The sequence below is a fragment of the Chryseobacterium sp. FW101-FHT12H09 genome, from assembly GCF_058790395.1.
The window spans coordinates 186,219-211,434 of sequence record NZ_JBYTCP010000004.1; the positions used below are offsets into that span (position 1 = coordinate 186,219).

At 33.6% G+C, this 25,216-nt stretch carries 22 protein-coding genes; 11 read left to right on the top strand and 11 right to left on the bottom strand.

Going from position 1 to position 25,216, the window contains the following annotated elements:
• Position 1 precedes the first annotated feature (1 nt).
• Entirely contained in the window at positions 2–196 is a 195-nt protein-coding gene (locus AC3WRL_RS16490) for a hypothetical protein (RefSeq protein ID WP_214825305.1), read from the top strand.
• A 153-nt stretch (positions 197–349) separates the two neighbouring features.
• On the opposite strand, the gene AC3WRL_RS16495 is transcribed toward AC3WRL_RS16490, so the two are convergent.
• The 7 genes from AC3WRL_RS16495 to AC3WRL_RS16525 all read right to left on the bottom strand — a co-directional run bounded on the left by AC3WRL_RS16495 (position 350) and on the right by AC3WRL_RS16525 (position 10,150).
• On the bottom strand, positions 350–544 hold the full coding sequence (locus tag AC3WRL_RS16495) for a type II toxin-antitoxin system antitoxin (RefSeq protein ID WP_214825307.1): 195 nt from the start codon (positions 542–544) through the stop codon (positions 350–352).
• 73 nt (positions 545–617) lie between these two features.
• Positions 618–1,484, bottom strand: coding sequence for an SPFH domain-containing protein (locus AC3WRL_RS16500; protein ID WP_214825309.1), 867 nt, complete (start codon positions 1,482–1,484; stop codon positions 618–620).
• 173 nt (positions 1,485–1,657) lie between these two features.
• Entirely contained in the window at positions 1,658–4,924 is a 3,267-nt protein-coding gene (locus AC3WRL_RS16505; protein WP_492330773.1) for a cytochrome c biogenesis protein, read from the bottom strand.
• 196 nt (positions 4,925–5,120) lie between these two features.
• A complete protein-coding gene (locus AC3WRL_RS16510) occupies positions 5,121–5,702 on the bottom strand; it encodes a Crp/Fnr family transcriptional regulator (RefSeq protein ID WP_214825314.1) in 582 nt (193 codons plus the stop codon).
• A gap of 78 nt (positions 5,703–5,780) precedes the next feature.
• Positions 5,781–6,338 carry a cysteine hydrolase family protein gene (locus AC3WRL_RS16515; RefSeq protein WP_492330774.1) on the bottom strand — a complete coding sequence of 186 codons (558 nt, stop codon included), beginning with the start codon at positions 6,336–6,338 and terminating at the stop codon, positions 5,781–5,783.
• Between the two features lie 190 nt (positions 6,339–6,528).
• Complete coding sequence (locus tag AC3WRL_RS16520) at positions 6,529–7,038, bottom strand: phage tail-like protein (protein ID WP_261512105.1); 510 nt, start codon at positions 7,036–7,038, stop codon at positions 6,529–6,531.
• A 64-nt stretch (positions 7,039–7,102) separates the two neighbouring features.
• A complete protein-coding gene (locus AC3WRL_RS16525) occupies positions 7,103–10,150 on the bottom strand; it encodes a DUF8202 domain-containing protein (protein WP_492330775.1) in 3,048 nt (1,015 codons plus the stop codon).
• A gap of 836 nt (positions 10,151–10,986) precedes the next feature.
• Here AC3WRL_RS16525 and AC3WRL_RS16530 point away from each other — a divergent pair.
• The 4 genes from AC3WRL_RS16530 to AC3WRL_RS16545 all read left to right on the top strand — a co-directional run bounded on the left by AC3WRL_RS16530 (position 10,987) and on the right by AC3WRL_RS16545 (position 16,517).
• Positions 10,987–13,497: an FtsK/SpoIIIE family DNA translocase gene (locus tag AC3WRL_RS16530; RefSeq protein ID WP_214825320.1), complete on the top strand. Its 2,511-nt coding sequence runs from the start codon at positions 10,987–10,989 to the stop codon at positions 13,495–13,497.
• Positions 13,498–13,566: 69 nt separating this feature from the next.
• Positions 13,567–14,214: an outer membrane lipoprotein periplasmic chaperone LolA1 gene (lolA1, locus tag AC3WRL_RS16535; protein ID WP_261512102.1), complete on the top strand. Its 648-nt coding sequence runs from the start codon at positions 13,567–13,569 to the stop codon at positions 14,212–14,214.
• Between the two features lie 66 nt (positions 14,215–14,280).
• Positions 14,281–15,738 carry an LptF/LptG family permease gene (locus AC3WRL_RS16540; protein WP_214825324.1) on the top strand — a complete coding sequence of 486 codons (1,458 nt, stop codon included), beginning with the start codon at positions 14,281–14,283 and terminating at the stop codon, positions 15,736–15,738.
• Between the two features lie 128 nt (positions 15,739–15,866).
• Positions 15,867–16,517 (top strand): hypothetical protein, encoded by a 651-nt coding sequence (locus AC3WRL_RS16545; protein ID WP_214825327.1) that lies wholly within the window; start codon positions 15,867–15,869, stop codon positions 16,515–16,517.
• 101 nt (positions 16,518–16,618) lie between these two features.
• Here the strand turns inward: AC3WRL_RS16545 and frr are convergent, their stop codons facing one another.
• On the bottom strand, positions 16,619–17,173 hold the full coding sequence (gene frr, locus AC3WRL_RS16550) for a ribosome recycling factor (protein WP_214825329.1): 555 nt from the start codon (positions 17,171–17,173) through the stop codon (positions 16,619–16,621).
• Between the two features lie 142 nt (positions 17,174–17,315).
• Positions 17,316–18,023 carry a UMP kinase gene (pyrH, locus tag AC3WRL_RS16555; protein WP_214825331.1) on the bottom strand — a complete coding sequence of 236 codons (708 nt, stop codon included), beginning with the start codon at positions 18,021–18,023 and terminating at the stop codon, positions 17,316–17,318.
• Between the two features lie 168 nt (positions 18,024–18,191).
• On the opposite strand from pyrH, the gene porQ reads away from it, so the two are divergent.
• From porQ to AC3WRL_RS16580, 5 genes are all read left to right on the top strand, one after another.
• Positions 18,192–19,181 (top strand): type IX secretion system protein PorQ, encoded by a 990-nt coding sequence (porQ, locus tag AC3WRL_RS16560; protein WP_214825333.1) that lies wholly within the window; start codon positions 18,192–18,194, stop codon positions 19,179–19,181.
• Positions 19,182–19,245: 64 nt separating this feature from the next.
• On the top strand, positions 19,246–19,920 hold the full coding sequence (cmk, locus tag AC3WRL_RS16565) for a (d)CMP kinase (RefSeq protein WP_214825335.1): 675 nt from the start codon (positions 19,246–19,248) through the stop codon (positions 19,918–19,920).
• Between the two features lie 96 nt (positions 19,921–20,016).
• Positions 20,017–20,364, top strand: coding sequence for a YtxH domain-containing protein (locus AC3WRL_RS16570; RefSeq protein ID WP_214825338.1), 348 nt, complete (start codon positions 20,017–20,019; stop codon positions 20,362–20,364).
• An 83-nt stretch (positions 20,365–20,447) separates the two neighbouring features.
• Positions 20,448–20,756, top strand: a complete 309-nt coding sequence (locus AC3WRL_RS16575) for a phage holin family protein (RefSeq protein WP_214825341.1) — start codon at positions 20,448–20,450, stop codon at positions 20,754–20,756.
• 3 nt (positions 20,757–20,759) lie between these two features.
• The gene (locus AC3WRL_RS16580) at positions 20,760–21,257 is read left to right on the top strand and encodes a phosphoribosyl-ATP pyrophosphatase (protein WP_214825344.1); all 498 of its coding nucleotides are present in this window, start codon (positions 20,760–20,762) and stop codon (positions 21,255–21,257) included.
• A gap of 35 nt (positions 21,258–21,292) precedes the next feature.
• On the opposite strand, the gene AC3WRL_RS16585 is transcribed toward AC3WRL_RS16580, so the two are convergent.
• On the bottom strand, positions 21,293–22,024 hold the full coding sequence (locus AC3WRL_RS16585) for a TrmH family RNA methyltransferase (RefSeq protein WP_261512095.1): 732 nt from the start codon (positions 22,022–22,024) through the stop codon (positions 21,293–21,295).
• Here AC3WRL_RS16585 and tamL point away from each other — a divergent pair.
• The gene (gene tamL, locus AC3WRL_RS16590) at positions 22,010–24,619 is read left to right on the top strand and encodes a translocation and assembly module lipoprotein TamL (RefSeq protein ID WP_214825348.1); all 2,610 of its coding nucleotides are present in this window, start codon (positions 22,010–22,012) and stop codon (positions 24,617–24,619) included. The genes AC3WRL_RS16585 and tamL overlap by 15 nt on opposite strands.
• Here tamL and AC3WRL_RS16595 read toward each other — a convergent pair.
• On the bottom strand, positions 24,616–25,215 hold the full coding sequence (locus AC3WRL_RS16595; protein WP_390882597.1) for a SanA/YdcF family protein: 600 nt from the start codon (positions 25,213–25,215) through the stop codon (positions 24,616–24,618). The two genes, tamL and AC3WRL_RS16595, sit on opposite strands and share 4 nt — an antisense overlap.
• Position 25,216: the final 1 nt, after the last annotated feature.

A 25,216-nucleotide genomic window follows, 5' to 3' on the forward strand; every position in this document is an offset into this window, starting at 1 on the left:
AATGGAAAATAAGAAACCAATAAACGAACCCGAAAAAGAGGATACTTCAAAATGGAAACAATGGGTTAAGCGTTTTGGGATCGGAGGGATTATATTTTTTACTGTAAAAGGGATTATAACTTCTACACTGATCTATTTCCTGGGAAAGAATTTCTGGACTATTATTAGCACGTATTTTACTACTTTATTTGATTAATAAGGTTATTCATAAAATAAAAAAGCAGAGAAAATTTCCCTGCTTTTTTACTATGCTTTAGTTAAGTTTTCTTTTATTAATCACAAAGCGGATAAAAATCAATAATTTTCTATATCAATTCTGCAACTTTACGATTTGAGTTTTCACTTTTAACTATTCCTTTTTCTTTCTTCCGGACTCAACAAGATTTTGATGAAGCAAATACTCAATTTGTCCATTTACACTTCTGAATTCATCATTTGCCCATTTTTCCAGAAGTTTGTAAGTAGATTCTTCGATCCTTATCACAAAGGATTTTTTGCCTTTTTGAGTGCTTTCGGAAGAATTTTGAGATTTTTGAGGTTTCATTTTTTATTTTTAAAATTTCAAACAAAGACTTTTTTAAATTTCAAGTCTTCTTGCTTTTAAGTTGGCAGGAATTTTAATTATATAAAGTTCCTGCATTTAAAATAGGCTGTGCCGCTTTTTCACCACAAAGAACCACCATAAGATTACTAACCATTGCAGCCTTTCTTTCATCATCTAATTCTACGATATTCTCTGCAGAAAGTTTTTTTAATGCCAGATCAACCATTCCAACGGCCCCTTCTACAATTTTTGTCCTTGCCGCAACAATAGCAGTGGCCTGCTGTCTCTGAAGCATTGCTCCCGCGATTTCTGATGCATATGCCAGATGTGATATCCTAGCTTCCTGAATCACAATTCCTGCCTTTGAGAGACGATCTGTAAGTTCCTGTTCCAGGATAGAATTGATCTTGTCACCACCCTCTCTCAAGGTAATCGGAGCATGATCATCCTCTAAATTATCATAAGGAAAACTCATAGCCAAATGACGCACAGCAGCTTCACTTTGCATTTTTACAAAATCAGAATAACGCTCAACATCAAAAGCTGCTCTATAAGTATCGCCCACTTTCCATACAATAACGACAGCAATTTCAATTGGATTTCCCATCTTATCATTCACTTTTAAAGTCTGTCCCTGTAAATTTTCAGAACGGAGTGATATTTTTTGTGAGGAATACAATGGGTTAATAAAGAACAGTCCGTTATCTTTTACTGTTCCAACATATTTTCCAAAGAAGTTCAATACTCTTGAATGATTAGGCTGAATGATCATTAAGCCTTTCAAAAAGAAACAAGAAGTTAGAAAACATACCATTGCTAAAACAACATAAGTAATACTTTGATCTACTCCACTTATAAATAAGTAAACAGCAGCTATAAATAAAACAAGGCAAATTACCAGTGTTATATAGCCGGACATAGGTTTTAGGATTTTTTCCATATAAATATAAATTTTAAAATGATATTATTTTGATATCATAAAGATATAAATTAGTTTTAAAATATAACAGATAAGTTTCAAGTTTTTAAACCATTAGAAAAATTCCTTTGCAGATCACAACAAAAAATCCCGGAAAATATATTTCCGGGATTTTGTTATTTTAATTGCAAACCTTATTTTTTATTTAATGCTTTAAATTTAAAGTAAGAAGCAGCGGATAATAAGAGCATAACAGATAATCCGATATATACCCAAGCCGGAACCGGAACCGGATCTCCTGCTGCGTAAGAGTGAAGACCTGTTAAATAGTAATTAACTCCAAAATAGGTCATTACCATCGAGCAGAAAGCAAACATCGTAGCTACATGGAAAGCCCATTTACTTCTCAATCCAGGAACCAATCTCATGTGCAGTACAAAAGCATACACCATGATAGAGATGAAAGCCCACGTTTCTTTTGGATCCCAGCTCCAGTATCTACCCCATGACTCATTCGCCCAGATCCCCCCTAAGAAGTTCCCTACAGTTAAAGCAAATAAACCTATAGTAAGAGACATTTCAGAAACAATTACCAATTCTTTTAAAGTGGTATCATGGTGAATTTTATAGGTCTTTTTACTTGAAATAATATAGAATACTAATGATATCACTGCAATGATCATAGATAGGGCAAAGAACCCATAGCTTGAAGTAATGATCGCTACGTGTACAATTAGCCAATATGACTTCAATACAGGTACCAAAGGTGTAATTTGTGGATCAAGAGCAGATCCTCCGTGTGCAAATCCCATCATAATTACTGCAACCATAAATCCTGCAGCAGGAATTAGTGCATTGGCATTTCTGTACAATAATAATCCTGCAGAAATACCGACCCACGAGATAAATATAATAGCCTCATATCCATTACTCCAAGGTGCATGACCTGAAATATACCATCTTGCCACAAGACCTAAGAAATGGAATATATATCCTATCAGACCTAAAACAATAATTGCTTTGATTACTTTACTTAATACTTTGTTAGGCTTGAATAAATCAACAAAACCTAATAACAATAGCAATCCGCCAATTAAAGTATAGAAAATTAATAATTTAAAGTTGATATTCACTTTGTTCATGAACACCTCAAGATCTACTTTAGATTTTGAAGGAACTACACTTTTCCCCCACTTTTGCTGGTAATCTGAAAGCTTCTTCAGTTCAGTATCAGCTTTTTTCCAGTATCCTGATTTCTGAGCAGTTAAAGCTTCTGCAAAATAAGGTCCCATTACCTCCTGAGATTCCATATCCGGTTCAAATTTTTGATCCAACCAAGAATGCCAAGTGTGATTCGGGTCATTTTTCACAGGAACAATTCTCATAAACTGCCCACTAAAAAATTCGTTGAAAATCTGAACTCTTTCATTTACAGAAATAATCTCTTTATCATAATTAGTCTGTTCAGCAGGTTTTTTACGGAAAGCGATGTTATAATCGTGCTCCAGAATATAAGTAAGATTACCATTGGCATCCGCTGGGAAAAGATTCATTAATGAAGTATAACCTTCATCATCAGCCTTTGTTTTATTCTTTAATTCGTCTCCTCCTTTAGAACCTACTTTAATAATAGGAACCATTGTCCAGCTTGGGGTATCAGTATTGATAGACAGAAACCATTGATTGGCTGTAAGAGACTTTCCATCTGTTCCTTTAAATTCGTCCTTTTTGTATAGTTTTCTTAAAACATCCAGCGCTTCAGTATTGATAGGAACAATTCTTCCTTCAAAATTCTGAACTAAAAGATATCCGAATTTATCTGCGTGTTCTTTACTTATTTTATTTCTAGCAATAATTTCATCTGCAGAAATCATTCTCATTTTACCTAATGGACTAGCTAATGAATTTTGTCGCGGAGCTATTTCTTGCTGGTTCGTTTCAGGAACTTGTGCATGAGAATGCCCATCGCCTTCTATATGAATATGTTCTCTGCTTCCATCAGTGGTTCCGTGAGTTTCAATTTTTTGAGCATTTAACCCTAAACTTAATAGCAATAATACGACTGTTGCCGCTCTTTTCTTATTAACATCTCTCAACATTTTATTTAACTTCCAGAAATGAGTTCCTTTCCAGAAGAAAATAATAAACATTCCAAGAAATAATAAATTGTATCCCAAATAAGAAATCATAGTTCCCCAAAAATCATGATTTACAGATAATACAGTCCCCATTCTATCCGGATCAAAACTTGCCTGGAAAAAACGATATCCGCCATGATTAAGAACGTGGTTCATATAAATTTTATAAGGTGTCTGCTTTCCGCCATCAATAATTTTCACATGGCTTTCGTAAGCACTTGGTGAAGAACTTCCAGGATAGGTTTCCATTACGAAATCATCCAGTTTCAATGCAAAAGGAGTATTATATACTTTAGGACCAAAACCAGCCATAATATTCAGCCCGTCCATGGTAATTTGCTTATAGGCATTTGGATTTCCTTTTTCTACAGACAACTCAACAAGCTGTTTTGTTTTAGGACCCTGAATTTCAATTTTCAACATATCAGGAACAGCCTGATCCTTCTTTCTATCGCCTTCAATAGCCAATAACTTCCCTTTTCTAAGTCCTTCAGGTACTACCAACTTTAAATCATTGATACTGTATAAACTTCTTAATGCTAAAGGTTGGAATTCATCTTTTTTAGTATTTCCGGTAGCCTGAGTTGCCATCGTCATATAGGTTGCATCAACCGGAGTTTTAACGAATAACTTCCCGCCTTCATTTTTAAACTCTACAGCACCTTCAATGGCTCTGTTAAAAGTAACAAGAGTTCCATTGATGGATTTTGTCTCTCCCGGTTTGATATAAATATTTTGTCTTCCGGTCTGTCCTGTTGAAACCAAATGAAGGTATTCTGCACCATTCAGATCAGCAATCAGACTGTCTTTTTTTCTTTGAATATATTCTTTAGCAAAGATCTTAACTTCTTTTCCATGGAAATCATAAGTTGCACTAAAGTCTTTATGTAATGGAGACATTAGATAAGGAATATCCTGATAGTTCAGAACATCTCCTTTTTCTTCGATCTGAATTTTGAAGAAATTCTTATCCGTTACAATTTCGTTTGAAGTTTCGCCTTCTCTGATGTGCATTGTTCCTTCAAAACTTACATATCTTGTAATGGCACCACCTATAAAAATAAAAACAAATGCGAGGTGAAACATAAGAACCGGCCACTTCTCTCTCTTCCATAGTCTATATCTACCGATATTTCCAATGAAATTTAAGATCAGCAATACCATAATCAGCTCAAACCATTTTGCTTCATAAATTAATGCTTTCGCTGTAGGGGTTCCATAATCGTTTTCGAGAAACGTTGCATACGCCATAGAGAATGCAAAGACCAGCAGCAACACAGCCATTGTTCTGGTTGAAATAAGAATATCTTGGATCTTCTTCATGATTTATTTTACTTGACATGCAAAAATAAGCATGATTAAGTAAAAGGTCGATAAAAAAAGATGTTTTTTATCATTTTAAAGCCTATATTAGTTATTTTGAATTATTCTTAATAAGCCGAAAAACATTGAGGAAAATTTAAAACTAAAAACCCCGGGATTGTGAATAAAAAAAAGCTATGTGTATTATTGAGTACATCTATTTACCAAGCATTGTTTTCTTTCTTATTTTACTTAAAAATTCATGAGAAATACCCAGGTAAGAGGCCACTTGCTGTTGTGTTATCCTTTGTTCCAGTTCAGGATATTTTTCCAGAAATTCAATATAACGTTTATCAGCTGTCTTATTTAATAATGAAAGTATCCTTCTTTGTAGCGCAATTGAAGATTGTTGATTCATAATTCGGAAGAGCTTTTCAACTACTGGCATGGTTTCATACAGATGAAGCTTTTCTTTTTTTGAAATCATTAATACTTTACTGTCTTCCAGAGCTTCAATATTCAGTGTACTCGGAACGTGATTAATGAGGCTGTCCAGATCTGTGATCCACCATCCTTTGACTGCAAAATACAAAGTCTGCTCGGCACCATTTTCATTTAAAAAACAGACCTTAAAACAGCCCTCTGTCACAAACCCTTCAAAAAGACAATAATCTCCTTCCTTAAGAACTACTTCTTTCTTTTTAAACGCTTTAAGTTTAAAAGGTTCAGAGAATTTTTTAAACTCTTCATCTGAAAACAGGATGTGCTGGTTTATGTTTTTATGTAGTAGATCAAGCATAAAGTTTTAAAAAATTTATAAAATATAAAGATACCAACAATGATGGTATCTTTATAATTCTACTGAAATTTTAGATATTTACCTTTCTTTAAGAAATTCTTCTGTGGTCATTACATTTGCATACAAGTTACCTAAAGCTGTAAATCCAGCAAGATAAGATGAGTGTATCTCTTTTGCATTTATTGCTTCACCATACAACTCACGATTTTCAGTTGTACAGGCATCACCAATAACCGTTGTTTTAAAGCCAAGATCCATCGCAGCTCTTACTGTAGCATCTACACAAACATCCGTCATCATTCCGCATATAATTAAATTTTTAATCCCTTTTTTCTGAAGGTGTGCTAAAAGATCCGTATTTCTGAAACTGTTGGGATAATTCTTAATAATGATTCTTTCTCCTTCTACTGGTTGCACAAAGGCATTTATTTCGGCTCCATAGGTATCCGGTAAAAAGAAATCAGCACCTTCATTCACAGACAGATGTTGAATATGAATAATTTCAATTTTTTTACTGCGGACATACTCCAATACTTTACATGCATTTCTCCCTGCCTGTTCGGAACCTGACAAAATGTGTTTACCATCTGGAAAATAATCATTTTGAATATCGATGATCAAAAATGCTTCTTTCATAATAATTCTAATTTTAAAATTTAATAAAGCAAAGTTATTCCCATCCTATTTCCTGACATTTGAACTAGTTCAAAAAATAAAACTATTTAAAATATAAAGGCGGCTAAAGCTGGATTATCATATAGAATCGGGGCATAACCGTCCTATCATAATCAGCATTTAGACCGCCAAATATTATTTGATCATCATATTACTTCCAATAGCTCCATTTCAGGCCGTCAAATACGGCTAAAGTTTTACTAGTAGTATCATAACATATCATTCCGGGAAATGGACTTTTCACATTGATATGGGGTGTTGCCACTTTCGGCAGTATCAATGCTTTGTCGAGGGATTCCAACACCAATACTCCAGGCGCATTGGAAGTATGAGATCCCATGATTATTCTGTTTTTTCCCGATAATTCATTATTAGTATTAAAAACAACACCAGTAATAGATCCCGGATCACTTAATTGAACCCACGCAGCACCTGTATTCATTTTTAGAATTTTATCATTTTTATCCATTAAGATAGTACCCCCTACAGCATCGTCAGGAAGTATTTCTACAATTGGCAACAAAATACCATTTGTAGTATTCGCTGCAAAATCAAGAAGACCATCCCCATCCACTTTCTCCTTATTTATTGCTATCTGTGCATGCATTGATCCAATAAACAACAACCCTACTATCGTTATAATTCTATTTATTTTTTTCATTTTGTTTTTTGTTTATGCCATCCATTTTATTCAACGATTTATGGAATTAATGGCTTTAAAATTATTAATCGTTACAAGATCTTGATATACAATTCCATGTAGTACCGTTATAAAGTTTATAACACTTATCGGTAGTATCAAAAATCAACATCCCCTCTACAGGACTAACTATTTTATCAGAAGTAGTTCTGGTAATTACAAATCCTTTGTTCTTTGATTCTAATGCTAAAAATCCATTAGGAACATTAGCTGGCCAGTTTTGCTGCAGATTAGTATGCCCGCTAATACCCATTCTTGTTATACTATTAGGGGTTCCCGATGCTGGATCTTTGGTACATATCCCATTACAAAGAGGAAGAAGCAAAGCATTGGAATATGCTGTAGAAGTACTACTACAAGGATTATCAGGATCTATTTCTATAATAAACTGACTAACAATGCCTGAGGTATTATTGTTATCATAAGAGTCTTGTAGATTTACCACCATATCAATTGTACTTGTACCTACCGGTATGGTAACATCATTTAAATGAAATATAGTTGCTCCTACTGGATTTACAGCTGGTGTTCCAGTAATTCCGTTGAGAATATAGCTTTCTATTGTCTGACCACCCTCAAGGTTTTCTTCTAAATTTGCTCCTGTTACTGGTGCTCCAGAATTATTCTCAATTGTTAATCTATATGTTACTTTTTGGTTATTTACACCACAAGATACATTAACAGATTTTGTTAATTTATATTTTGAGATATCTACTTCTTGGCCCTTTAATACTTCTAAAGGAGAAGTCTGAAAGCCGGGAACTGAAGCATCTCCATCACTTTTGTAATTATTTCCCGTATTAAGCACAGTGAAATCGGCTTGTGTCTGATAAGTAGTCCCCGTATTATTTGTAGGTTTCACGTCCACATAAATAGTGTGAGTTCCAGGTGGAACCACTAAATTATTTAATGAAAAAACTTTCCCGGCATATGTTGGTTGCGGATTACCTGATAATTCTACATCATTATAGCTGTCGGGTACATACGCTAAACCTTCAGGAAGATTATTGCTGATACTAATCTTTCTATTAGCCGAATTGTTATTTATAATTCTCATAATCATAGTTGTTTCATTACAAGAATAGACAGGATTGGTTGTAAATGACTGGTAGATATTCATATGATCAGCTGTTGGTTCTGGATTGGCAGCACATTCCAATGCCATATCGCCCCAAGTTAATGATCGCAAAGTTTTTCTTGCGTTAACCCGATTTACTTTACATTCAATTTCTATTTTCTGTACAGGACGATCAAATACAATATTCGCAGTAGAATATAAATAAGTGAAACCTCTAAATGGTCTTATTCCAGTCAGCAAATTTCCATCTATGGAAAAAGTCGTTCTTGTATCATTTACAGGGTATGCATAAGTAACTTTAGGATATACTACCTTTCCATCGCAATATCCTTTTACAGTAAATAGATTTCCATTTCTCAGATAGGTATTAATATTGGAAATTTGAAATCTTGCCTTTACAGATTGATTAAACTCCACAAAATGTCTTGCAACAGCCTTAGTATTATCATACCTTCTAGTAATCACCCAGGTTCCCCGATACATTCTAGGATAAGCTCTTGGTGCATATTCCATTGAAGGGTTTTCTGTATAATCGGAAACCATTTTAACAACTCTAAGCCCTCCCTCTGTGGTATTTCCTAATAAAATATTAGAGATTTCATTCGAAGTTCTACCTGACTGCCCTGCTTGTAACCATGCATAACCTGTTCTGAATCTATATGTTTTTCCTCCTGTACATTGTACACAGTTACCTTCTGTAATCTCCCCTCCGAAAGTAATGTAGCTGTTTTTAGAAAAAATATGATTAAATACGACCTTACCACCGGCATTTATTACACCGGGAACTATTACTAAATTGTTTTGAAAACTTGCATCATCGGCCACCATCATAAAAATATTCGTGTTAATCGAATATGCTGATAAGTCGGCTTGAAGCCATACAGAGCCACTATTATTTGTTTTTTCTACCTGCCATACTCTCTGGATTCTTTTTCTTTCTCCATTTGGATTTATAACTGCTGGAACATCCGTAACATTTCTAGAGGTATTGTTATTATCTCCAAACATCAAAAAAGTATTGTCTGCAGTAAAAGACGTTCTGCTTCCTGAAGAATTAGCTGAAGTAAAATCATTAACAGTAGCAACAGTAAGTATCGTTCCACTGTTGATGCTGTTAGATACTCTCTGATCTAATGCTGTCTTATCATCTTTGGCCAGTCCAAAAATATTGCTGTTAAAGCTAGAATTCCTATTGGAATTCCAGGAAATAGTTGTTCCGTCAGAGGCTATATAATTTTGAGGCTGAGCTAATGTAACGCCATATTTAATAGCCAAATAAGAACGAACTCTGTTTCTTTCCCCCAGCGTAATATCTCTTTGAAAACCAATTACTTCTGAAATATCAGCTGCTGCAACTTCTCTCTGTGAGCCTAGAATCGCCCCACCAGTCAGTCTATTAGAAGCAGCCCTGATAATGGGTCCTGAACTATTTATCCCATCAAGACCTGATCTCACAGAACCGCCTTCACTGTAAGAAAAATCAATTAAATGGTTTTTATTTAATGTTCTTCCAACAGTACTTGCTGCTGTAGGATAAAGCAATGCAGAGGTATTATTATTGTTATTATTAGTGATTACAGGAAGGTTAGCTTGTGATAAACTCGAACCTGTAGTAGTTCCTCCAAAACCAATATAATCATGAAACCCCACTAAGTCCTTTGCACTAACCATCATTAGAACAGTGTTTGCTGATTTATTCGTGTATGGTCCGCCATTAGGCACCACCATAAACCTAGCATCAGTAGCACTTGAGGCTCCAAAATCAGCAGAAGGATTAAAATTATGTTTTGGTGATGGCAATATAAGAAAAGGCCTTCTAGTGCTGTTGCTTTGAGTAAAGTTATTACCGGAACCTGAATGGTCCTTCCATGAGTTTGATGAAAACCCATCATTGGCTTTGAGCCAGATTCTTAAATTCGCGTTGACACCTCCGGGTGATTGCCCCCATAGCATATAGCATAGGGTAAAGGAAATAAAAATAAATAATTTCTTCATTTTGTATAATTTTCAATATATGTTTAATTATTGGAGTACTTTACAAGTCGCATTCATTATTCAAAAAAGTAAGTTGATCAAATAATAGAATTTTCACCTCTTAAGAGCTCGCGGAGATAGAAATCAATTCTTCTATAAGAATATGATTTAATCACCTGTGTGTATGCATAATAACATACGCAAGCAGCCAAAGAAGTACTCTTTGCTATCTAATGCGGATTGTAAATTATTTAATTGAGATCCTATAAAACTATAGATAAGTTTTTTTAATCGTAGCTAGAAACAAGTTCTGATCTTATTAAAAGAATCCTGAATTGTGGATATTCTTTTCATAATAACTCATTATAGAATAAATAACAAGGGGAAAACTGATCGATTTAATAGTGTTTAATTTCATACTTGTGTGTGTGTGTGTTAAATATATGCCAATCAAACGATTCGCTTTCTACTAAGGGTTAAATCCTTAACACAGTGCAACAATACAAAAAAAAAATTAAAGGAATAGGCATTGGATTTTAGGAAAAATCATACAAACATAAAAAGTTATCAAAGTCACACGAATAATACGAATAAAAATTTAACCCATTATAGGACCATACTTTATATTTATTAAATATCAAGAAAGAATATAAATTGATCAAAAGAGAAAATATACCTGTTTCTGGTTTAAAATTATAGATACCCTTATACATTTAATAATAGTTCTCTTCTTCCTCTGGTACTCATTACAATCGTATGGCAAAGACTGATTATTTTGATTAAAGCTAAAATCGAAAAGTTAGTTAAAAAATATTCTTTAGTATTGAAAAAACACTAAATTTGCCGACATTGATATTATGGATAAAAAGACACAAACTAAGCAACAAGATATGTCTGAAAAGGGCAAAATTCTATCTAAACCCCGTATATTTTTCGGGCTTACTTTCATACTTTTTTCTGTCGTCCTTATTTTCTCTTTCATTTCTTATTTAATGAATTGGAAAGCTGATCAAAGTCAGGCTGGAACAATGATGGATAAAAGCATACAATCTTCAAATGTTTTTGGCAAAGTTGGAGATTGGTTAGGAAACATTTTTATATTTGAAAGTATTGGTGTAGCCTCTTTTATCATTGCATTTTTGTTTTTAGTGGTTGGAACATTAATTTTAAAAAAGAAAATATTCAAACCTTGGAAAACCATAGGACATTCTTTGTTTTTTATTTGCTGGGTTCCCATTTTCATGGGTGCCATTACAAAAGGTCAAGGTGTTTTAGGTGGAGTTTATGGTTATCAGATCATGGATTCTCTTAATGCAATTATAGGAACAGTAGGGCTTTGGTTGGTATTGGCTTCAAGTATTGCATTATATTTTATTTTGGAATTCAATCTTCGTCCTAGCTCTATTAAAGCTAAATTAAATAACATCAATGAAAATACAATAGGAAAAGTAAGATCAATGATGCCTAGTTCAGATGAAAACTTTGAAGCAGACGAAGAACTGGAAGAGGAGGTTACTGAAGATCACCCAAATATTTCGGTTACTGACACAACAGTCTCTGCTAAGGCTCAGGAACCTGTAAATGTACCCAAAGGTTTTCCGGATGTTCCAGTATCAACAAATCTTGAAACTATTGCCACCCCTAACCATACTTCATTTGAAGGAGATGAGGATCTTTCTAAATCACTTAATTTAAATCTTAACACCAAACCTACAATACCGGTTTCAACACCTGAACAGGCATTTGATATTAAACCAACTACACAAGATGATATCAAATTTAATGTTGAGATAGCTCCAGTAATTGATGTTTTAGATGATACAGAAAAGAAATCTCAAGAACTTATCGAGAAGCATGGTCTTTATGATCATAAACTGGATCTTCCTAATTTCCAAATGCCAACGGTGGAACTGTTAAAGGATTACGGGAATGAGGAAATCTCTATTAATAAAGAGGAGTTAGAAGAAAATAAAAATAAGATTGTTGGTCTGTTAAAAAACTTCAACGTAGGTATCGCTGAAATAAAAGCGACGATTGGTCCAACCGTTACTTTATATGAAATTGTTCCGGAAGCAGGAATCAGAGTAGCGGCTATTAAAAAATTACAGGATGATATTGCTTTGAATCTTTCGGCATTGGGAATCAGAATTATTGCTCCGATGCCAGGAAAGGGAACAATTGGAATTGAAGTGCCAAGAAAGAACCCTACTATGGTTTCTATGCGTTCTGTAATTGCATCACATAAATTCCAGAATACAGATATGGATTTACCTGTGGTTTTCGGGAAAACAATTTCCAACGAAATCTTCATGGCTGACTTATCCAAAATGCCTCACTTACTAATGGCAGGTGCAACAGGACAGGGTAAATCAGTAGGTATTAATGCTATTCTTACTTCACTACTATATAAGAAACACCCTAGTGAATTGAAATTCGTGATGGTGGATCCGAAGAAAGTGGAACTCTCTTTATACTCTAAAATAGAGAGACATTATTTAGCGAAACTTCCTGATACGGACGATGCAATCATTACAGATACCAATAAGGTGATCAATACTCTGAACTCTCTTTGTGTTGAGATGGATAACCGATATGATTTACTGAAAAATGCTTTCTGTAAAAATTTAAAAGAATACAATAAAAAATTTGCTGAAAGAAAATTGAACCCTGAAAACGGACACCGTTATTTACCTTATATTGTCTTGGTAGTTGACGAGTTTGCAGATTTAATTATGACTGCAGGAAAAGAAGTAGAATTACCAATTGCAAGATTGGCGCAGCTGGCAAGAGCTGTAGGCATTCACCTTATTGTTGCTACTCAAAGACCTTCCGTAAATGTAATTACAGGGATGATTAAAGCTAATTTCCCTGCAAGAGCAGCATTTAGAGTAATTTCAAGTGTAGATTCCAGAACGATCTTAGACTCTACTGGAGCAGATCAGCTGATAGGAAAAGGGGATATGCTTTATTTTAATGGAAATGAAATTTTAAGACTTCAATGTGCATTTGTTGATACTCCTGAAGTAGAAAGAATAGCTGAATTTATTGGTGAACAAAAGGGATATGCTTCTGCATTTTTACTTCCTGAATATGTTTCTGAAGATTCAACAAGTACAGTGGGCACTTTCGATCCCAATGAAAAAGATGCGTTATTTGAAGAAGCAGCAAGAATTATTGTTTCAACACAACAAGGTTCCACTTCTATGCTTCAGAGACAATTGAAGTTAGGATATAACAGAGCCGGAAGAATTATGGACCAGCTTGAGGCTAGTGGTATCGTAGGTGGATTTAATGGAGCTAAAGCAAGAGAGGTTATTATTAGTGACCTTCATTCTTTGGAACAGTTTTTGGAAGATCTGCGTAAATAAAGGGAAAACACCCTGTGCTGTTTAACTTTTTAAACAGGAAAATGTCTAAAGATTAATAAAAGTAAAAAAATGAAAAGTATTATCTCAAAAATTATATTAGGAGGATTTGTGGTAGGGGCTGTTGGTTTATCTAATGCACAGAAGATAGATGCAAAAGCGAAAAAGATATTAGATGATATTACTGCTAACTATAAATCCAAAAAAAACACCTATTTCAAATTTTCTTTTGGAAGCGGTGTTAATGGACAAGTTGCTAAAACTGAGCCTGGAATTTATTATTCTGCAGGCGATAAATATAAATTGAAGATCATGGATACGGAACAGGTGTTCGATGGGAGTAAAATATATAATATCAATGCAGATGATATGGAGGTAACCATTGCCAAGCCTAATGGAAGTGGCACCATGTTCTCCCCCATCAATTATCTTTCCACTTATAGAAATGATTACAATGTAGCCTATGGTGGTAAGAAAACCGTAAACGGTGTAAGTACAGACCTTATTAAGTTAACACCTGTTAAACCAAACGGTCTAAGTTATGTCTATCTATTTGTAGATTCTGCAAAGAAACAGATGGTGAAACTGGAACAACATGGAAATAATAAAGACGTTGCTGTAATTGCTATTAAAGAATACAAAGAAAATCAGGAATTAGATCCTAATATGTTTGTTTTCGATAAGAATAAATTTAAAAATTACGTCATTACAGAATTGTAATTTAAAAAAGTAATAAAATGTAAAGTCACAAAGTAAACTTTGTGGCTTTTTGATTAATTTTGGCGAATGTTAAAAATACTAGACCGATATATTATAAAAACCTTTTTCGGACCATTTTTCTTTATATTCAGTGTATTGTTTTTCATATTTATTGTAAACATTATCTGGGTTCAATTAGGGCAATTTATGGGAAAAGGATTAAGCTACTGGCAAATCCTTAAACTTCTTTTTTATCTCGGAGTAAGCGTTATCAGTATGGTATTACCGCTTACTATTCTTTTGGCGAGTATTATGTCCTTCGGGGAATTCGGGGAACGCTATGAACTTGCTGCTATGAAAGCAGCCGGAATCTCTTTAACCAGAGTTATGGTCCCTCTTTTAGGGGTAACTGCCCTATTGTCCATAATGCTTTTCTTCTTCTCTAATAATATCATTCCGGACTTCCAAAGGAAGGCCAAGAATATGCTTTTTAACATTGCTCAGACAAAACCGGCCCTTAACTTTACTCCGGGACAGTTTATCGATCAGATCCCAGGATATATGGTAAAGTTTGATAAAATTCAGGGAGAAAATGGTGAAAATATCGAGGGCGTTTTTATTCACAGAAAAGCCAGTACTTTTGAAAATCAACAATCTATTGTAGCGGAAAAAGGAAAATTTATTCCTGCTGCTAATAAAAACTATCTGAAGCTTGTTTTATACAACGGATATGTATTTGAAGATAACTTTGCAGGTAAGGGAGAAGCTGTAAGATTAAAACAGCCTGATCAAGCCATCAAATTTGACACATTGGTTTCTCACTTTGACATTAGTGAGATCATTAATAAAGCAATTGAAGAAGAACAAATCACAGATGATTACCGTTTCCAGACTTTTAATCAACTGAATAAGACCATTGATCTTAATAAAAAAGATAATGACAAATTTTTCACTACCATAACAGGTGATGTTTTGAATCAGACCAATTCTGTGGTTACCTATATGGATAAAAATAATAAATCCAAGGCTCCGGTTAAACAGCAGTTAAAGTTGGATACTGTAAAGGTTAATAAAAGAATGGAGATCATTTATAATGCCTACAATCGTTTGGAAAATTTAAAATCAACTCTTGACGGGAAAACAAATGATTTTAAACCGAATGTTAAATATTTCAGTAAAATCGTTATTTATCAGCAAAGGATACTCTCCTATTCGTTTACATGTATCATATTCTTTCTGATTGGCGCCAGCTTAGGTTCTATCATCAGAAAAGGAGGAATGGGTCTTCCTGTCATTATTGCGATTGTCATATTTATCATTTTCTATGTAATTAATGTGGGTATGGAAAACCTTGCCTGGGCGGGCACCTTAAATCCTTATCTGGCTGCATGGCTTCCTAATATTATACTTTTCCCATTTGGAGTGATCATGACCTATAAAGCACTTACAGATTCACAGTTATTTGATGCTGAGAAATACAAAGCATTACTCAAACCTATTACAAAACGATTCTCAAAAAATAAAGAACATAAGAGATACCAATAATAAAAAAGATCCGGAATTACCGGATCTTTTTTATTTTAATTTTTAAATTTACATATGAAATAAGATGATAAATGAATCTAGTAGACAGGGGAAAATTTCTGAGTCCTTTAATCTTAAATTATCTTTATATGAAACTCCTATTTCTTATACTTAGCCTGGCATTTATTTTTTCGTGTAAAAAAGAAACCAATAAAATTCCTGTAAAAAATACTGATTCTTCAGATACATTAACTTCCAACCATAAAAGGGATTCTTCAACGGTGAATAATAAGTTGTTAACCATTGAGGACATCAGAAAGGAATATTATACGATAAACAAGCAATTAAATAAGAAAGAACTTGATTCGGTAAGCTTTGATTATAATTGTAATAATGAAAGATCAGGAACAGTCACTTTTTTTTCCGATCAGAGTGGGCTTAAAATAATAAAACACTTTTATGCAGAGTACAGTCATTTTTCTTCCGTTGAAAGTTATTTCATTAAAGACAATACCCTGTTTTTTATTTTTAAGGAAGACACTTCATGGAATTTTGATGGTGGAACACCTGAAAAGCCAGAAACAAAAGATGATATTATTGAACAGCGTATTTATTTACAAAATAGCAAACCTATTAAATGTTTTGAAAAAAGATATACTATACGCTCAAAGGAATCTACCCGTCCCGATATTGATAAAATTGCCAATAAGGAAATACCATGCTCAGCTGATGAGTTATTGAGTACCTATCAGCAGCTCTTAAAAAACAAAGAAAAGAGAGGCGAAATTAAATGTCTGTAAAAAAGAAACTATTGATCCATCGCTTTCCCCTTATAGATTTTTACAAAAAAGAAGCTGCCCAATCAGACAGCTTCTCTTATATTATTTAAAAAAACTAAAAATTATACTTTCATAATTTCAGCTTCTTTTGTTTTTAAATGGTCATCACAAGCTTTTACATACTTGTCTGTTAACGATTGAATATCATCTTCAATCCCTTTGATAACATCTTCAGAAACGCCTTCAAGTCTTTTAAGTTCTTTCAAACCATCCTGTCTTGCATTTCTTACAACAATCTTTGTTTGTTCTGTTTCTCCTTTAGCTTGTTTTGCCAAATCTCTCCTTCTCTCCTCTGTTAAAGGCGGAACATTCAAAATAATATTTTCCCCGTTATTAGAAGGTGCAAAACCCAAGTTAGAATTAATAATAGCTTTTTCAATAGCACCGATAGCCGTTCTGTCCCAAGGTTGAATAGAAATTGTCATTGCATCCGGAACTGAAACGTTTGCTACCTGGTTAATAGGAGTTGGAGCACCATAATATTCTACCATAACATCCTGAACCATTGACGTAGAAGCACGTCCTGCTCTGATTCTTTGAAATGCATGCTCCAAATGTTTAATAGCTGCGTCCATGTCCTGATTTACAGACTCTACTATAAGATCTAATTCTTCCATTATATAATAAAAATTTGATAGGTTACACAAAATTATAAATGATAATTGATAAGTTACAAATGATAATTAATAGTAGTGACTAATCATCTTTAAGCCCTTGAATCTTGTAATATTTAATTGCCTAAATCCTACTATCGCTTAATTACAAATCAACTAAAGTACCAACATTTTCTCCGTCTACGATTTTCCCTAGATTACCATCCTTGTTCATATCAAAAACAATAATCGGTAATTTATTTTCATGACTTAAAGTAAATGCAGTCATATCCATCACTTTAAGGTTTTTTTCAAAAACTTCATCGAAAGATAAAGAATTATATTTTACAGCGTTTACATTTTTTTCAGGATCACTATCGTAAATTCCATCTACTCTTGTTCCCTTTAAAATGACATCAGCACCAATTTCAATTGCTCTCAATGTTGCTGCGGTATCTGTTGTAAAATAAGGGTTTCCAGTACCAGCTCCAAAAATAACAACTCTCCCCTTTTCTAGGTGTCTTACGGCACGTCTTTTAATAAAAGGTTCAGCTACTTTATCCATCTCAATAGCTGACTGAAGTCTTGTTTTGATTCCGACATCTTCCAAAGCACCCTGTAGAGCCATTCCATTGATTACTGTTGCCAGCATCCCCATATAGTCACCCTGTACCCTGTCCATCCCTTTTGCAGCACCTGCTACTCCACGGAATATATTTCCTCCTCCAATTACAATGGCAACTTCACAACCTTTATCTACTACTTTTTTTATTTCAACAGCATATTCCTGTAGCCTGTCATTGTCAATACCATATTGTCTATTCCCCATTAAGGCTTCACCACTAAGTTTTAGAAGGATTCTTTTATATTTCATTTTTAATTTTTAATAACTTTTTTAATAGGGCTTATTTCCCTGAAATTTGATTTTGCAAATATAATCATTAAAAATATTGGAGAAAGAAAAATATTTAGCTGTAAATAATGTGGGAAATATTTTGACAACTACAAAAAAGGATTATTTTTGCAATAATTATAAACTGAATTGAAGAAAATTATCATTCTTTCATTATTTCTGTCAGGAATTGTTTCTTTTGCACAAACGGGAACAAATGTTTATCCATTCTTAAACATTCCCGTATCTGCCAGACAAGCTGCATTAGGTGGCGATGCAATTACTATAAGAGATTATGATGTTTCCTTTGCTATTGCAAATCCGGCTTTACTTAATAAGGACTCAGACAAACAGCTTTCTGTGAACGGAGCTGCGTACCTCGCAGATTCTAAATATGGAACTATTGCTTTTGCTAAAGACTTTGATAATGGCCATATGGCTACGATCAATGCTCGATATATGAGCTATGGTGATATCCCCAGAACAGATGAAAGTGGTTTTGAAAATGGGCAATTCACGGCTTCTGATGTTGCTGTAGGTGCAGGTTATGCTTATCAGTTTGAAGAAGACTGGACAATTGGAGGTGGAATTAATTTTATCACTTCAAAAATTGATACTTATACTTCATCAGCGCTTTCAGGTACTGCAGGGATAACGTATCATAATAAGAAAAATAAAGAAGTCGTTTCCCTTGTTGCCAGAAATTTCGGATACCAGTTTAAATCCTTTAATGGAACAAGAGAAGATCTTCCGTTCCGTATCGATTTAGGATACACCAAAATATTAAAGGCAATTCCTCTTGCTATCACGATTACGGCACACGATTTACAACAATTCGATATCTCTTCACAGTTTAATGTAGACGGCCAGGAAGTTAATGTAGGAAGAAAAATTGCTGATCACTTTTCAATAGGCGCTGAGTTATTCCCTGAAAAGAACTTTAACATCCGACTGGGATATAATGTAAAAAGAGGTAATGAACTTGCTGTAGCAGACCAAAGAAACTTCTCTGGTTTATCTGGTGGATTTGGAATTAAGATTTCAAAATTCCGAATTGACTATGCACATGTAAGGTATCATAACTCTTCTAATGTGAATCAAATAGGAATCTCTATGGACCTTAGCGGACACCGCTACTAAAACTTTTTCAACATTTAATTTTCCATTTCCTTGATTTTTTAAAAAAAATCTTGAAATTTGTGGTATGAAAAAACCAGTAATAGCTATCGATGGGTACTCGTCTACCGGAAAAAGTTCAATATCAAAGGTCATTGCTGACAAATTGGGGCTTATTCATTTAGATACAGGGGCGCTTTATAGAGGAGTTACCTGGTTTGCTTTGCAAAATTGTAAGAACGAAAATGGTTCTATAGACCTAAACCTACTCTTTTCATCGTTACATAAAATTCATTTGGAATTTAAAAATAACAATGGTGAACTTGTTCTTTACCTTAATCATAATGATATTTCGAAAGAGATACGTAGCAATGAAGTTTCCGATAATGTAAGTCTTGTTGCCAAGCAAAAAGAAGTACGTGATTTTCTATTGCAATCACAACGATCTATTGCCGAAAAAGGCGGAGTTATAATGGATGGCAGAGATATCGGAACTATTGTCTTACCTGATGCTGATTTTAAATTTTTCCTGACAGCCAGTATTGATGAAAGAACAAAAAGAAGATATAATGAACTTTTAAGTTTAGATATAGAAGCTAATGAGCAGCAGGTAAAGGAAAATCTTATCGAAAGAGATAAAATAGATAGTGAGAGGGAGATTGCGCCATTAAAAAAAGCGGAAGACGCTATTATCATTGACAATACAGAACTTTCCAAAAAGGAAACTATTGAGGCGATACTGGCCTATATCAGAAAGATTTAACAATATTTAATAAGAACAATCCGTCATTTGGTATATTAATTGTAATATTTATCACAGTAAAAAACTAATATTATTAACTATTAAAAAAAACAAGAAATGTCAAGAAAAGGAAACAATACAGCAGGTATATTAGCAGGTCTTCTTGCAGGTGCAGCAGCGGGTGTAGTACTGGGAATGCTTTACGCACCGGAAGAAGGAAAAGAAACTAGAAAAAAAATAAAGACTAAAGCTAACGATCTTAAAGATCAGGCTAAAAGCAAGTACGGAGAAGTTTCTGAAAGAGTAAAAGATCAGTATGGTAATATATCTTCTACCTTCAAAGAAACAGCAAATAGTGTTGCTCACACCGTAAAAGATGGATACGACAAATATAAAGATCAGATTGTTTCTAAAACTACTGATGTAGTAAAAGATGTAGAAGCAGAATTGAACGATCTTAAATAGTAATAATTTTCAATTAATTTTTAAATTATGAAAGGGACTTTTTGCATTAAAGTTCCTTTTTTTGTAACTTTAAAAAAAAACAGATGATAGAAACTATTAAAGAATATGCATCTAAGAGAATAGATCTACTTAAAATAGAAGCTACCGAAAAGTCATCACTTTCCGCAGGTATGATTACCTATCTGGTTGTATTACTTGTTGCTTTTGCCTTTTTTATTATTCTTTTTAACTTTGGAATTGCATTTCTTATAGGTAAGGCAATGGATAATTATTCTTACGGATTTTTAATTGTTGCTGCATTCTACCTTGCAGTAATGATTCTTGTTATTCTATTTAAAAAGAGAATAGTAAATTCCGTGGCAGATCAAGTTATTAAATTTTTAAATCATTAACCAATGGGCAGAAACTATGAAAGTTTAAAAGAATTAAGAATAAAAAAGAAATTACTGAAAGAGGAATTAGGTGATTTGGAAAACCTTCTTACATTCAAAAATACAAAGGAAAGTTTAAGCGCATTTACGAATGGTTTAACTGATCAGTATTTACAAGAAAAAGTAGATGAAGATGGTGATGAAAAGATTGTTTTGAGAAAAGATGTTATTGCAAAGCAGCTTACTTCTGAAGTAAAAGATATGCTTATTAGTAAAAATACGGCTATGGGAATTGCAAGTTCTGCATTGTCAGGAAATGCATTAGATGGTATTATTAGGTTGGGTGCCACTGCTTTAGTTGGAAATTATGCAAAGAAAAATATGCGCAGCTCCAACTGGAAAAAGAAATTATTGGGTGTTGCAATGATCTATCTGGCGCCGATTGCCTTAAAATATGTCAGAAAAAAGCTTGAAAGCTATCAAAAAAATAAAAGTGTATCCAGTATGGAACAACTTATATAAGTTTAAAATTTAAAACCGCATTTCAGCGGTTTTTTTTATTTTTCAGATGAAAACAATTGTCCCAATATTATTCCCGCAGCCATTGATACATTTAGACTCTCTGTAGACTGAGACTTTCCAAATCTTGGAATACTTATGCTCTTATGAAGTAATTTTTCGGTTTCGGGACGCATTCCATTTCCTTCATTTCCCAGGATTAGATTTAATTTATGAGGCTTTTCAAACTGATAAATATTTTCTCCATCCATATCAGTTCCTATATTTATATTATCCGTCTCAGAAAGATACTCTACAAGATCACAGTATACAATATTTACTCTCGTAAAAGATCCCATACTGGCTTGGATCACTTTAGGATTATAGAAATCCACAGTATCCTCACTACAAATAATCTGTTCTATTCCAAACCAATCTGCCAGACGAATGATAGTGCCTAAATTTCCAGGATCCTGAATCCCATCCAGTACAAGCTGAATATTTTGATCTGTTATTTTTTTTTCAGGCTCAATATGGCAAACAGCAATAGAATCTTTAGGTGTTTTCAGAAAACTAACTTTTTTCAACTCATTTTCAGATATATGAGTCATCATTATTCCCGGAAAATCCAATTTATGTGGATCCGTAGATAATATTTCTTTAATTTTAAAGTTAGAATTCGGAAGTTCAGAAATGATTTTATTACCTTCAACCAAAAACAAATTGTATTTTTGTCTGAACTTCTTTTTATCTAAAGACTGTAAAATTTTTATTGTATGAGCTGTAAGCATTATAAGAATTCTCCTCAAAAATATTATAAAATTATATCATTTGCAACATTTATTGCTCTTCTTTGTGCTTGTAGTACTACAAAAAAAGTTCCTGATGGTGAATATTTGCTTACAGAAAACAAATTTAATTTTGAAGATCAAAAAGAAGCTTTTGACAGTGAGTTAAAGGGTTATGTACAGCAAAAACCTAATAAAAAACAATTCCTGTTTATGCCATTAGGGTTATGGTTATATAATGCAGCTAATCCTAAATACGATACTATTCTTAATGAATACATGACCTACCCTAGTGAAATGCGAACTCAAAAATTAAGAGATTCCCTTTTCATTAAGTACAACATGAAAAGTAGCATAGGAAAAAGCTTATTACTTGACAGATTATACCACAACTGGGGTGCAGCACCTGTTATTCTGGATCAGACAAAAGTTGAGAAAGGAGCTGAATCTATTAATAAAAGACTTACCTACAGAGGATACTGGGATGGTGAAGTGAAATTTAAGACAAAGATTGATTCAGCAGCAAAAAAGGCAGCAGTTACTTATTTTATCACTCATAATGATCCAACTTATATCAAAGAATATTATTACAATATTCCAGATCCGGTTGTTCATAATATATATCAGCAAAAGATTCATGAAACCCTTATCAGATCAGGGCAGGTTCTGGATCAGACAGTACTTGAAAAGGAAGTAATGAGGATCAATGAGATCATGAAAGATTATGGCTATTATAGGTTTAATAATTTTAATGATGAAGTTTATTTTGTTGCTGATTCATTAAAAAGCAGAAAACAGGTACCTCTTACTTTAGAGATTCACAATGATTCTATTGATACTCCATATAAAGTGGCTACAATTGGCAATATTGATGTTGCTATAGTAAATGAGGCAGGAGATTTTCGTAAAAATACAGCGAAGGACAGTTTAAGAGGAATCAGATTTCATAAGGTTAATAATAAATATCAGACACGATCTATATGGAGAAATATTATTGTCGGTCATAAACAAATATATGATCAGAAGAAACTTGATCTGACCAAAAGAAATATTTTGTCAATGAATAACTTCACCATTCTGAAAGCTAAAGATTCTTTAAGACAGGGCGGCGAAGGATCTCCAAATGACAGTATTATTGATGTCTTGTATTTGCTGAAACCGCTTCCCAAATATGAATTAAAAGTGGGAACAGATATTAATTATTCTCAAATATTAAATTTAGGAATCTCACCTTCTATTGATCTTACCACAAGAAATATTTTTAAAGGCGCAGAAAACCTTTCAACAAGTTTATCGGGGACATTTGGGTCGATAAGAAGTACCAAGGATATTAGCCAGAGAATTTTAGCTTATGAATTATCTGCACAGGCATCAATTAATTTTCCAAGACTTTTGCTACCTTTTGATTATTATAAATTGATCCCTAAAAGATACAGCCCAACATCATCTATTGTTCTTGGTGCCACCGTACAAAATAATATAGGTCTAGGAAGGGTTAACTTTAATACAGGATTAAATTATCTGGCAACAGTAAATGATAAAGTATCTCATAGGTTAACACTTTTCAACACACAGTTAAGTTTAACAAAGAATAAATCGGCTTATTATGATTTTTTCACCAATGATAATGAGTTAAGAAAAGAAATATTTACTAATTACTTTCAAAGCGGCCCGGTAGGTCAGTCAACGGAAACTAAATATTTGGCCGGACAACTTACAATTGATGAAGTTTCCCAACAAATTGTAACTGATACCAATTACATTACAAGTCTTGATCAAAAAGGAAGGGATCTTTTTACCGCATTTACAGGAACCCTGGTCAATAAGGACAGACAAACTCAAGATGTTCTGATTTCATCTATGATCTATAATTATGTGTATAATGAGATCGGAAAAAAGGAATACCCTAATGCATTTTATTTTAATGGAAAGGTAGAATTGGCAGGTAATATATTGAGTATATTTAACCAGAAAAGAGATGATGGAGGGGTTGTAACCAGCCCGCAAAGAACTATTTTCGGAGTACCTTATGCTCAGTTTGTGAAATTCGACTTTGACGTAAGAAAGTATTTTAAATTTAATGGAAATCAAACCTTGGTTCTTCGACAGTTTATTGGTGTAGGAATTCCTTACGGAAATTCCACTTCAATGCCTGTGATAAGATCTTATTTCAATGGAGGTTCCAATGACATCAGAGCCTGGGTTGCTTTTGGTGGTTTAGGTCCTGCTGATTCTCAGATTGATGAAAGGGTTCGAACCTACATGACGGATAATTTAAAACTGACAACCAATATCGAATATCGAATTCCTTTTACTGATATGTATGAGGGAGCTTTATTCACCGATATTGGTAACACATGGAGTCTTCGTAATTATAATGACGGATATGGTGATGAATTTAAATTCAATAAATTCTTAGGCCAGGTTGGTGTTGGTAGTGGATTTGGATTAAGAGTGAATGTAGCTTATATTACTTTAAGGCTAGATTTTGCTTACAAGATCTATGATCCCAATAAACCTAATGGAGACCGATGGAGATTTAAAGATTTCCAACCTTTCAAGCCAACATTAAATATCGCATTTGGTTATCCTTTCTAATCAGGAGAAATTCCCAGTAAGAAATACACTACAGCAATCATTCTGGCGAATATTTCTCTGAATTGGTTTCTGTAGTAACTTTCAGGTTTATTAACATCTTGTGCATCAAAACCTAAAGCATTCATATTATTATTTCTTGCAAAAAATAAAGCACGTAGATTATGAAAACCCTGTGAAACAATGATTACATTATTTTCCTTATAAATGTCTTTACAGCGTAAAATACTTTTGTAGGTGTTAAAACCTTTGGGATCTTCTATGATAATTTCTTCAGGTACCCCTTCCTGATAGACTAAATAGTTTTTCATCGCTGCCGGTTCGTTATAGCCTTTGCTTTTTTCGCCACTTACAATTATCTTTCTAATTTTTCCATGGTGATAGAGTAAAGCAGCAGCATCCATCCTCTTTGTGAAATAAGGATTGGATAAGCCTGATCTCATTTTAGGAGATGTTCCTAACACTAAAGCAATTTCGCGTGGTGGTATTTTTGATATTTTGGTATAGGTCCTACCATTAGTAAGAGCAAAAACCCATGCATTAGCAAGACATATCACTAGAATTCCAATTTCTATTGATGATATAATAAGATTAAATATG